This is a genomic window from Sphingobacterium sp. ML3W (assembly GCF_000747525.1).
In the GTDB taxonomy this organism is placed as follows: domain Bacteria; phylum Bacteroidota; class Bacteroidia; order Sphingobacteriales; family Sphingobacteriaceae; genus Sphingobacterium.
In genome coordinates this window covers 265,806-278,814 of record NZ_CP009278.1, presented here as the reverse complement: position 1 = coordinate 278,814, position 13,009 = coordinate 265,806, and the positions used below count along the sequence as shown (strand labels likewise).

The 13,009-nt window shown below is 38.0% G+C and carries 7 protein-coding genes; 1 reads left to right on the top strand and 6 read right to left on the bottom strand.

Annotated features, from left to right (window positions below; translation table 11 throughout):
- Positions 1–95: 95 nt before the first annotated feature.
- Positions 96–2,165: a methionine--tRNA ligase gene (metG, locus tag KO02_RS01280; protein ID WP_038695154.1), complete on the top strand. Its 2,070-nt coding sequence runs from the start codon at positions 96–98 to the stop codon at positions 2,163–2,165.
- 47 nt (positions 2,166–2,212) lie between these two features.
- Here the strand turns inward: metG and KO02_RS01275 are convergent, their stop codons facing one another.
- The 6 genes from KO02_RS01275 to KO02_RS01250 form a co-directional block, all read right to left on the bottom strand.
- Positions 2,213–3,004, bottom strand: a complete 792-nt coding sequence (locus KO02_RS01275; RefSeq protein ID WP_051959718.1) for a GLPGLI family protein — start codon at positions 3,002–3,004, stop codon at positions 2,213–2,215.
- Between the two features lies 1 nt (position 3,005).
- Positions 3,006–5,786: a TonB-dependent receptor gene (locus KO02_RS01270; RefSeq protein ID WP_038695152.1), complete on the bottom strand. Its 2,781-nt coding sequence runs from the start codon at positions 5,784–5,786 to the stop codon at positions 3,006–3,008.
- A gap of 143 nt (positions 5,787–5,929) precedes the next feature.
- On the bottom strand, positions 5,930–6,379 hold the full coding sequence (locus tag KO02_RS01265) for an RrF2 family transcriptional regulator (protein WP_038695150.1): 450 nt from the start codon (positions 6,377–6,379) through the stop codon (positions 5,930–5,932).
- Between the two features lie 165 nt (positions 6,380–6,544).
- Positions 6,545–8,185: an alkaline phosphatase PafA gene (gene pafA, locus KO02_RS01260; protein WP_051959717.1), complete on the bottom strand. Its 1,641-nt coding sequence runs from the start codon at positions 8,183–8,185 to the stop codon at positions 6,545–6,547.
- Between the two features lie 34 nt (positions 8,186–8,219).
- Positions 8,220–11,021: an excinuclease ABC subunit UvrA gene (uvrA, locus tag KO02_RS01255; RefSeq protein WP_038695148.1), complete on the bottom strand. Its 2,802-nt coding sequence runs from the start codon at positions 11,019–11,021 to the stop codon at positions 8,220–8,222.
- A gap of 126 nt (positions 11,022–11,147) precedes the next feature.
- Positions 11,148–12,845 (bottom strand): GMC oxidoreductase, encoded by a 1,698-nt coding sequence (locus KO02_RS01250; protein WP_038695146.1) that lies wholly within the window; start codon positions 12,843–12,845, stop codon positions 11,148–11,150.
- Positions 12,846–13,009 lie beyond the last annotated feature (164 nt).

Sequence of the window (13,009 nt, the reverse complement as noted above, 5' to 3'; positions counted from 1 at the left end):
TTTATTTTAATACCGCAAATTGAATTATCTTTGTGAAAGAAACAAACATTTAATTTGTTTTTTTATTTCGCTAACAATTAATTTACTGTATAGCATTGAGTAATTTATCCAAAAAACGTTACACCATTACATCTGCATTGCCTTATGCTAATGGTCCTTTGCATATTGGTCATTTGGCCGGCGCATATATCCCAGGCGACATTTTCGTTCGTTATCTACGTCTAAACAATAAAGACGTTGTTTATGTTTGTGGTTCTGATGAACATGGTGCTGCGATTACCATTCGAGCTAAAAAAGAAGGTATTACGCCACAGCAGATCATTGATAAATACAATACGCAAATCAAAGAAAGCTTTGAAGAGTTTGGTATTGCGTTCGATATCTATCATCGCACTTCCGAACCTATCCACCATGAATTATCCCAAGAGTTCTTCACGAATTTATACGATAAAGGAGAGTTTGTTGAAAAATTTTCAGAACAATATTATGATGAAGATTTTAATCAATTCTTAGCTGACCGTTACATCGTTGGTACTTGCCCGAACTGTAAGGCTGAAGGCGCCTATGGCGATCAATGTGAAAAATGTGGTACATCATTAAGTCCTACAGATCTAATCAATCCGATCTCTACATTAAGTGGTAAAACACCGATATTAAGAAAAACAAAACATTGGTACCTTCCTCTGGATAAGTATCAACCTTGGTTGGAAAAATGGTTGATAGAAGGTAAAAAAGACGTTTTAAAATCCAATGTTTTTGGTCAGTGCCAATCTTGGTTAAAATCAGGTTTACAACCGCGCTCCATGACGCGTGATTTGGACTGGGGAGTAGATGTTCCGCTTAAAGAAGCTGCTGGTAAAAAACTCTATGTTTGGTTAGATGCTCCTATCGGTTACATTTCGGCTACTAAACAATGGGCGATAGATCAGGGTAAAAACTGGGAAGATTATTGGAAAAAACAAACAAATCCAGAGGATGACTCCTGTTTGATACATTTTATTGGAAAAGATAATATCGTATTCCATTGTATCATCTTTCCTGCCATCTTACATGCGCATGGTGAATACATTTTACCCGATAATGTACCTGCCAATGAATTTTTGAATCTTGAAGGTGATAAATTATCGACCTCACGTAACCATGCTGTATGGTTACATGAATATTTAGAAGAATTTCCAGGTAAACAGGATGAATTGCGCTATGTATTGACATCAATACTTCCGGAGACTTCAGATAGCGAATTTACATGGAAAGATTTTCAAGCACGTGTGAACAATGAATTGGTTGCCATTTTAGGGAACTTTGTCAATCGCGTCATGGTGCTTTCTCATAAATATTTCAATGGTCAAGTTTTATCCGGATCACCTTTAAATGAGGTGGACCAACATGTCTTCAGCGAAATGGCAAAATTGCCGGAGGCAATCGCTGGTTCGTTGCAACAATACCGTTTCCGTGAAGCGATGGCTCATTTTATGAACGTTGCTCGCCTAGGAAATAAATATTTAGCAGATGAAGAACCATGGAAAGTCATCAAAACGGATGAAGAACGTGTAAAAACAGTGTTGAATGTGGCTACGCAAATTGTTGCAAACTTAGCTGTATTGGCACAACCATTCCTTCCGAAAACGGCTACTAAACTTTTCGAAATGCTGGATTTCCCGCGTAAAGACTGGACAGATGCTGGAAAGTCTGACTTAATTGCTGATGGACATCAATTGAGTGAGGTACAGTTATTATTTGAAAAAATAACGGATGAGCAGGTTGAGTTTCAATTGAACAAGTTGGCGGAAGCAAAAATTGCGAATGCAGCTGCAAACGTGAAAACGGAACCTGAGAAAGCAAATATTGCTTTTGAAGACTTTACGAAACTTGACATTCGTGTGGGAACTATCCTCGAAGCGGAAAAAGTTGCCAAGACGAAAAAATTATTAAAAATCAAAATCGATACAGGGATTGATCAACGTACTGTTGTGTCAGGAATTGCTGAATTTTTCTCGCCTGAGGAAATCATCGGTAAGCAAGTATCTATATTGGTGAATTTAGAACCTCGTGATATCAAAGGAATCACCTCTCAAGGGATGATCCTAATGGCGGAAGATGCTGATGGTCGTTTGGATTTTGTCAATCCAACAACGGCAATCAAGCCTGGTAGTACCATTAGATAACAATACTAACATAAATAAAAAAGGGAACGTTGCGTTCCCTTTTTTGTTTAAAATAAAATAGCATTCAGCTTTTTATTAAATTCCTTCTCGCTTAGCCAATCGTAGACGGAGGTCTTCAATTTTGCAATAACGGCTTCTTTAGGCTCTGCTACGACCTTCTTTTTCTTTGTCAGCACACTAGAAACCGGTGTATTGCTCAACTCCACATTAGTCGCAAATATATTGACGTTCATACTGGGAATGGATACCCCTAATATCAAGCCGGGCAAGCCGTGGATAAGCTCTGGGCCTACCGGAACTGGAATCTGTCCCGCAAAAAAAGCTACCACATAAATGGAATCTTGTATAATTCCATTTGCCCGACGGCAATCGTATCCCGCAATGTTGCGATACTCATCGGTATACTTCCACTTCACATTGGGTAGCGAATCTTTCATTAATAGTTCTTCATCTCCAAAAGGAAGCAACTTCAAGAAGCTATTATCTTTAACATTGATAAACGTTTTCGAGTCGTTAATAAAAGGGCTGTACCAAGAGACATTACGATAGTTCGCGGGGTAATCTTCCTCAAGAGTCTCAAAAAGTGTTTCATCATCAAAGAACTTCAAACTATGATGGGTAACCATCTCAACTGGTCCAGCTTTCACTGCCTGCTCGACACTGATCTTGTCCCAGCCATCCAGATCTGGTTTATTTAGAAAATTTCGCTTCAAATAGTTTTGTAAATGAAATTTTCGCTCGTACGTAACTGTTCCACTGCTTGGAAAAAAAGCATACTGGGCAGATACACTCGTCATTAATCCCAATAATAAAAATAATGCTACAAAATATTTTCTCATCTTATTTTCCTCCTTTCATGGTTGTAAAATTATAAATCACCTTCAACATCCCATAACGGTGCAATACCTCATTACTGGATTGGATAAATGATGTGCCATTTTGGTAACGATTAATGCCGCTATTTTTATTTAAAATATCGTTGACATAGAGCTGTGCCTCTAATGATTTATCTTTAAAGAATTTTTTAGAAATATAACCGTTCATGTTAACGATATTAATAGATTCTAGCGTTTGAGTCGAGCTTTGATAGCTTTGATTAACGTTAAGGCCTATTTTAAAATCTTTTGGTAAATAATACGTTAAATTACCATACGAATTCATGGTAAAAGTTGACCTACTTAATTCAGGTTGTAAGGAAGAACTCAGATTTTCAACCCCAGGGGTGATATTTAAATAAAAATCTAATTTATTCGCTTTATAACGGCTCAATCCGATACTAGGGGCCAAACTCCAAGTTTCATTCTGATTTAATCGGGGTTCCTCTTTCCCTAAAGATAGATAACTATATTGACTACTATATTCCACATTGGCTCCCAAATTCAGATTAAGTCCCCACTTTTTTTGCAGAACAAATCGATATCCAGATTGCCCATATATTCGCCAGTTAGTCTTGTCAATATTGACATATTGAATATCTTGCCTACCATCTTCATAATACCTCACTCTACTGGATACATTATTGACTCCCTGTGTTGCACTAATATATGCATAGACACTTTGATCTTTCAGCTGTTTATAGGAATTGAAATTAAAACTGTAATTATTACTAAAACCAGCTTTTAGATCAAAATTATCAAGATAGGTGACTAATTGTTGTGAGTTTTGCTTTAAGGGCTCTATTTGAGTCAATGAAGGTTGCAATGTTCTCCCATAATATCGGAAATTGATACTTTTACTTTTTGTAATCTTATAATTAGCGGATAAACTAGGACGTATTGATGTTTGATCGCGTTGTAGCACGGTTCCGAGATTATTATACTCACGTTTCACGTGTTCAAAATCCAGTTGATTACTTAGATTGACTGTCAACTTATTGTCCTTATAATTCAGCGACGTGTTCAATCCATTTTTCATACTCGAAAAATCAATATCATTCAGTATCGTTTGATCGAGTACCGTATATTCACCTGTCACCGAATCTTTATCGAAAGATTGATTCAATGTTTCTCCTTTATTATTTAAGAATGAATAACCGAGCGTAGCGGTCAGCCTTTTAGAAATCGGCTCTGTAAAGGTCATCGAAGCTCCAATGTTCGTATTGCTATTCTTATCTTTCTTATACTGATCAATGGTATCTGTAAGATCGTTTTTAAAGAAATAGGTACTTGAAAAATAATTTGCATTTCCATCATTTTTATCCGTATTCGTATTGACCGCTAAAGTCAAGGATCTTCTCTCCTTTTTAAACCGACGGGTGAGCAAAACGTCTAAGTTATATCGTTCTTGATCGCTTATCGCATTGTTTTTGGAATTCGTCTCCGTAATATTCAAACCTTCTAGGGTCTGCTGACCGCCGAAGGTCTCTGAATAATTATCCCGTTGTAATTTATTATACCCCATCTTAACAGTCAAATCTGTCAATGAATCCAATTTAGAATCATACCTCAGGTTTGCAGCATTTGTCCGACTTTCATTATCCGAACTGGTTATTGAATTATCAATCCGTGCCTGCTCAGGTAAGTTATTCTGAGCGAAATAAGTACTAGTATTGGCTACATTAAGCTGATTGCGTTTATAACTGACATTGATCTTATGTTTATCATTGGCTGATTTATCCGAGTAACTCGCTCCAAAGTTAAGTGCTTTGGGTACACCGCCACCATAATAATTACCATCATAGCCGCCTTCAGAACCATCTCCACTTGAAATCATGATGCCACCGCCATCCATAACCTCAACATTGCTCGAACCCACACCATATTTCTGTCCATCTTCAAAGCCCAGACCAACCATTCCATCATTTGCAGCAATACCATAAACAGCAATTTTTTGACTACCATTAAATCTATTGGCCATCAATTTACCCCCATAATACTTATCAGTCCCACCGCCTGCAGTGGCTTGACCAAACATTCCTTTTTTACTATCGGCTTTTAGCTTGATATCAATGGTCTGTGTACGTTCTCCATCATCCACACCTGTACGGTCGGTTAAATCTGATTTCTTCTCGTAAACTTGGACCTTACTGACCATATCCGACCGGATATTTTTAGTGATTAGAGTCGGGTCGTCACCAAAGAATTCCTCACCATCCAATAAGACTTTCTTTACTTCTTTTCCATTGGCAGTGATTTTTCCATTGGCATCTATCGTCATACCAGGAAGGACTTTCAATAGATCTTCAACCTTGGCATCCTTCTCCACTTTAAAGCTCGCGGCATTGTATTCAATGGTATCTCCTTTAATAATAACCGGTATTCCTCCGACTACTTGGGCTTCCTCCAGCAATAAAGCGGCTTTTGATAATTTGATTGCACCCAAATTAATCGGTTCTTTTCCTACCTCAACATCTTTGACATAGTCTGCATATTGCGGAAAGGATACGATGAATTTATAGGTTCCAGTATCAATTTGTGGAAAGTTAAAAGTTCCATTTTCTTTTGTCCGGACGAACTTAACAAGAACAGAATCTTTAGCATTTAATAATACAACAGCTGCTTTACCTAGTTTTCCCCCATCCTTCGAATCAACTATCTCTCCCGCTACCTTGGTTTGTGCATGTGCTGAATTGGTCAGAATAAATGAGCATAGTATCAGTATGCTCCAATAGAATTTGGCCATTAAATCAGGTTTATAGTAGTTTAAAAACTAAAGATATAGTTTTGATACGATAAAATCGTATTCTTTTTGTTAAATTTTCGTTAAAAATAAAAAGGGTCGCGTTAATTGATTAACGCGACCCTTTTTATACCTATTAATGTTAACTAACTATCTTCTGATGTATCTAAGTTTAATTGTTTTTCCTTATTAATTAAACTTGCTACACTTGTATCGTTCAATATTTGTAACATAGCGTTACGAACCTCGACAAATGTATCGCGTATACCACATGCATGCTCTGTTGTACATTCATCACAAGAGCGATAAAAATTAAGACTTACACAAGGTAATAAGGCTATAGGGCCATCAATCAATCGCATTACCTGAGATAAATAGACATCTTCAGGTGCTTTATTCAAACTATAGCCACCTCCAGCACCTTTTTTGCTATACAAAATTCCAGCATTACGCATTTCTAACAATATCTGTTCTAAAAATTTCTTAGGAATATTTTCTTCCTCGGCAATTTTCACGATCTGCATGGGGTCCTTACCGTAGTTCCTACCTAAAACCATTAAGGCCTTAATTGCATATTTTGTCTTTTTAGAAAGCATATTATTTAATCAAATTTTATCTACAAACTTAGATAAATTTGTGCTATTTACAATTTTAATTACATTGTATATAAAACAAACTTATCTTCCTATCCACTTCATACACTAATTTTTCATAGCGGAAATCAAACATCCCCTACCTGCCATATAGCATTAAAAGCAGTATTACTGCCCAAGCACCTCTACGATTGGTGTGCCAATGCTACCATTTGGTTCCATGACATGCAACAAGGCAGCAAGTGTAGGAGCAATATCGGTTACGTTAACAGCTTTATTAGAAACGCCAGGTTTGATGCCCCAGCCCATAAATACCAGCGGTATATGGGAATCAAAGCTCGACCAGGTTCCATGTGTCGTTCCTGTCGAACGTGGTGTACCATCATACCATTGTGGTTCAACAACGATTTGAATAATACCACTACGTTTCATATGATATCCGTTTATTGCTTTTTCTCGTATCGCAAGTGGCGCCTGTAAGACATCCCCTTTTGACATATCAAATACAAATGCAACGCCATCCTGTTTCTTCAGATACTTGATGATATCCGTTTTAATCGCTTCTTCATCTAACTTTAAGGTCTCAATCTTTTCATTATCCAAATGCACCTGGTAGTTCATTAAGCTTTTAACCAGTTTTTCTTGACCATATTTCGCTTTCAAATTTTCGTTTAAAGCTGTTATAATCTGTCTACTTGGAAAATAACCACCGTTGCCCTTCATATCCATAAAATAACGCGAGTTATAAGATGCGGCATGATCTGCTGTTAAAAAGAACGTATAATTGCCCGCTCCAACGGTCTTGTCCAAATAGTTAAAAAGATCAGCCAATTCATGATCCAGTTTCAAATAGATATCTTCGATTTCTACAGAAGACAGAGAATAGCGATGTCCTACATAGTCCGTAGCAGATAAACTGACACACAAAAAGTCTGTACTTTTCGTCGGGTTATTTCCTAGTTTTTCATTTTCAATAGCTGCTTTAGCCAAATCCAATGTCAAGGTATTGCCCATAGGTGTAGTTTTGATTAACTCATAACCTTCAGTCTCCATCAGTTTGGATGTCGCTCTTGGCAATGTTGGACTTGTTTCTCCGGCATATTTCCCCTCATATATATTGTCATCTGCAATACTTGAAGTATAGGTTGCCAAAGGATATGATGGTTTCCAATCTTGTTTTAAATATTTTTCAGCAAGCTTTTTCTTATTAAAATCATCTACCCACTTCGGTAACTTATCCATATAAAAATTGCTCGTAATCCAATTGCCTGATTTAGCCTCAAACCAATATGCAGCATCAGCGAAATGACCTGCTGGAAGAATACCACCACGATCTTTAATGGCAATACCGATAACCTTTGATTGAAAATTGGTTGCCAACTTCAGTTGATCTGTAATCGTTGAAGCCAACAGATTTCGTGGCGATTGCTTACCCTCAGGCTCTGTTGTACCAACACCTTCTACATTGTCATCCTGTGTACAGTACATCGCTTTACCGGTTTGCTCCATAATCCAATCATTTCCTGAAATACCATGTATAGCAGGGACTGAGCCTGTATAGACCGAACTATGTCCAATTGCTGTATAGGTTGGAATATAGTTGATCAAAGTATTTTCACAAGAAAATCCATCACTCAACAATCTTTTGAAACCTCCATTACCGTACCTTTCAGCAAATCGATACAAATAGTCCCAACGCATTTGGTCAACCATAAGACCGACGACTAATTTAGGACGTTCTGGAGACTGTGCGAAGGTTGTTAAGGTACTCAACCCAAAGCACATCATTACTAACATTTTTTTAATCATGCCTTTTGTATAATCTAGTCTATAAATGTAAAAACTAATTTTTTAAATGCGTTTGTAAATATTGTCCTGTATAAGAATCTTTACAGTTTACCAAATCTTCGGGCAGACCCGCGAAAACTAATTTACCCCCTTTGTCTCCACCCTCGGGCCCGATATCAATAACCCAGTCTGCGGACTTGATCATATCCATATTATGCTCGATGACCAAAATGCTATTCCCCAAGTTAATCAGTGCCTCAAAAGATTTCAAAAGCTTTTTGATATCATGAAAATGAAGGCCTGTCGTAGGCTCATCAAAAATGAATAGTGTTTTCTTACTATTATTTCCTTTGATTAAAAATGAAGCCAATTTTATCCGTTGTGCTTCTCCTCCAGACAGGGTACTCGATGATTGTCCCAACTTGACATAACCAAGTCCAACATCTTGTAAAGGTTGTAACTTAGCTAATATCTTAGGTTGATCCGCAAAGAAAACAATGGCCTCATCGACACTCAATCCTAAAATATCAGAAACAGATTTATGTTTATATTGCACATCCAACACATGTTGCTTAAACCGTTTTCCATCGCAGACTTCACAAGGCAAGACGATATCTGCCATAAACTGCATCTCGATCTTCACTTCACCTTCACCTTGACATACATCGCAACGCCCGCCTTCCACGTTGAATGAAAAGGCTGCCGGTTTGAGACCCGCGGCTTTTGCTGCCGGTAAGTTCGAATACAATGCTCTCACTTCATCCCATGCCTTCACATAAGTAACAGGATTGGATCGTGAGGAACGGCCAATAGGATTCTGATCGACCATTTCTATTTGCTCCACATGATCAATATCTCCTTCGATACCGTCATACACACCGGTTTGTTCTCCCGAATAATTTCCGATGGCTTTCTGCAAAGCGGGATACAGAATTCGTTTCACCAAGGATGTTTTACCAGAGCCTGAAACACCGGTAACCACTGTGAAATTGTTCAACGGAAACGTCACATCAATTCCCTGAAGGTTATTCTCATGCGCGCCCTTGATGGTAATGGCATTATTCCACTGACGACGTTGCTTAGGAATATCGATACTATCTTTCCCGCTTAAATAGCGTCCTGTCAAACTTTTATCATCCTTAATAATATCTTCGTAATGACCTGCAAAAACCAATTCCCCGCCATTAATTCCTGCTTCAGGACCAATATCGATCAAATAATCTGCGGCCTCCATCATTTCTTGTTCATGCTCCACCACAATTACGGTGTTCCCAATATCACGTAATGATTTTAACACACTGATCAACCTTTGTGTATCTCTAGGGTGCAAACCGATACTGGGTTCATCCAAAACATAGATAGAACCGACCAAAGAACTTCCTAAAGAAGTGGCCAGATTGATACGTTGTGACTCTCCTCCGGAAAGCGAGTTTGAAAGTCTATTTAAGGTTAAATAGCTCAGTCCTACATCGCAAAGAAACTGTAATCTACTTTCAATTTCTGATAATAATCGCTTCGCTATCAAGAGATCATTTCCCACCAATACCAAGCCTTGAAAAAAGGCTAATGCTTGGTCTAATGGCATCAAAACAATATCTGTAATGGATCTATCCCCAACCTTAACGTATGTCGCATCTTGGCGAAGACGTGAACCATGACAATCTGGACAATCGGTCTTGCCACGATACCGTGATAACATAACCCGATACTGGATCTTATAGGTCTGCTCTTCTAGTTCCTTAAAGAATTTATCCAAACCTGAAAAATACTTATTCCCAGTCCAAAGCACCTTCTTTTGTGCGGCGGTTAGATCCGAATAAGCGCGATGTATAGGGAAATCAAATTTTAAGGAGACTTTAATTAAAGCCTGCAACCATTCCCCCATCTTTTCACCACGCCATGGCGCAATAGCGCCGTCATACACCGAACGGCTTTTATCAGGAATAACCAAATCAGGGTCTATGCCGACAACTTTTCCATATCCCTCACATCGACGACAGGCGCCATAGGGATTATTAAAACTGAAAAAATTGGCAGTTGGCTCTTCAAATAAAATACCATCGAGTTCAAAGCGATCAGAGAAATGATGGACTTCTTCGCCCACAGTAATGGAACAATTGCCTTTTCCTTCAAATAAAGCTGTCTGAATGGAGTCCGAAAGACGATTTAAGGTGTCGTCATCCGATTCGATGCGCAAACGATCCGTAACAATTTCAATCTCTCCTTCTTTGATGGCCTTATTATCGATCTTTTTATTATCGATAATACTTTCTATTTTCTGCAGTTCGCCTTTATATTTTATACGAACAAAGCCTTTTTGCAATAATAGCGAAAGCTCTTCTTTCAATTTACGATCGTTCGTAGGAATAAGCGGGGCATAAATAGTAATGGAAGTTCCCTCTTCTAAAGAAGTGGCAAAATCGACAATACTGGAAACAGTATCTTTCGTCACAAGTTGCCCAGATACAGGAGAAAAAGTTTTGCCGATACGTGCATATAGTAATTTTAGGTAATCATAAATCTCTGTGGATGTACCTACCGTAGAACGTGGATTGCTGGTGATGACCCGCTGCTCAATGGCAATTGCTGGCGCAATTCCTTTGATATAATCCACCTCTGGTTTATTCATCCTTCCCATAAACTGACGGGCATAGGACGACAGACTTTCGACATAACGACGCTGCCCCTCTGCATATAATGTATCAAAGGCTAAAGAAGATTTTCCTGAGCCTGACATACCTGTGATAACAACCAGTTTGTTTTTCGGGATATCGACATCAATATTCTTTAAGTTATTGACCCTTGCCCCTTTTATTTGAATATAATTTTTCGGACTATTATCCTGTGTCTTCGCCATTTATAAATTCCAATCTAATTTGTTTTCATCTGACATACAGATAAAAACAAAAATAAGGATTTAAAATCCTTATTGATAATCTCCTTCAATAAAAGCTTTGATATTTTACATAAGCTTAATAAAGAATTATTTTATATTTCCTTTTTTCATCTGTTCAACTGCATATGTAACTGCTCTGGCGGTTAGTGCCATGTATGTCAATGAAGGATTTTGAGTTCCAGTAGACACCATAGATGCACCATCTGTCACAAAAACATTAGTACAATGATGCATTTGATTCCATTTGTTCAAAATTGACGTTTTAGGATCTAGCCCCATCCTCGCTCCTCCCATTTCATGAATATCGAGCCCTGGATTTTGACCACTATTATGTATTGAAATATTTTTTGCTCCACCGGCTTCTAACATCTCCGCTCCCTGCTGAAAGAAATCATCCCGTGATTTAAAATCATTTTCATCATACGCAATTGCTGTAATGACCAATGGAACTCCATATCTATCCTTTCTATCTGTGCTTAAACGAATGTGATTTTTTTCTTGAGGAATGGTCTCGCCCTGCATCATCATGCCTACATGCCAATCTCCTAAAGTACTCAATTGATCTTTATAATCACCTCCTACCTGCATGGCTAATTGAGAGGCTGATGAACGACCTCGGGATGCTCCAAAAAAAGATGCATATCCACGTAAAAAATCCATTTCCTGTTTTGCTACATTTCTAAAATTAGGGATAATAGGCTGTGTAGGTCTCCTTCCATAATAATAGCTATCTTCAAAACCTTCATAACTCGCACTGATGGAACCTAAGTAATTGTGAAAGGCAATATACTTACCCAAAACACCGCTATCGTTACCTATTCCTTGCGGGAATCTGTCGGAAATAGAATTTAATAAAATTTGATTTGTAGCAATTGCAGATGCATTTACAAAAATTACTTTAGCATAGAATTCCATACTTTTATTGGTCTCGGCATCTATGACACGTACACCAATAGCTTTTCCTAATTGATCATCATAAATTATCGAATCGACGACTGCATGGGGTCTCAGCGTTAGGTTACCGGTCTTCTGTGCCCATGGTAAAGTGGAAGCATTGGAACTAAAGTAACCTCCAAAAGGACAGCCTCGTTGACAGAGGTTTCGAGCTTGACATGCTCCTCTTCCTTGATCAATATGTATCTGTTTTGGTTTAGTGAGGTGTGCACATCTCCCTGCAATCACTTTGCGGTCAGGATAGCTATTGTGAATTCTACGTTGAATTTCTAATTCTACTTGATTCATTTCCCAGGGTGGCAAAAACTCTCCATCGGGCATCGCCTCAATACCATCTAAATTACCTGAAATGCCAACAAATTTTTCTACATAACTATACCAAGGTGCTATATCAGCATAGCGGATCGGCCAATCTACAGCAAATCCATCCCTTGCGGGACCCTCAAAATCATATGGCGACCAACGTTGTGTTTGTTTAGCCCAGGTCAAAGATTTACCTCCCACCTGATAACCTCTAATCCAATCAAAGGGTTGCTCTTGGATATAAGGCTGTACATCATCCGGTGTAAAAAAATGTTTGGCATCTTCCTTATTCGCGTAACATTTTGAGGCAATTGGATTTTCTTTTTGTTCCTTTAAAGTCAGTTGATTATTATTTCCAAGCTGCCAGGGATCTTGGTATGCTGTGGGGTAATCTTTAATATGCTTAACATCTCTACCCCTTTCTAATACCAATGTTTTTAATCCTTTTTCACAGAATTCCTTTGCGGCCCATCCTCCGGAAATTCCAGAACCGATTACAATAGCATCATAATTATTATCGTTTTTCATCTATAAAATTAGGTTGTGGTTGTTTCTAAAGGTAATTAATCTATTGACTAGATCCAAAATAGATTACATACTATTTCCTCAAAACTTCATGCAGACACGACTTCGCTTTATAAATTTAAAAATTTTATATGGAAACAAGAAATTGTAAACAAATAGATTTTCTA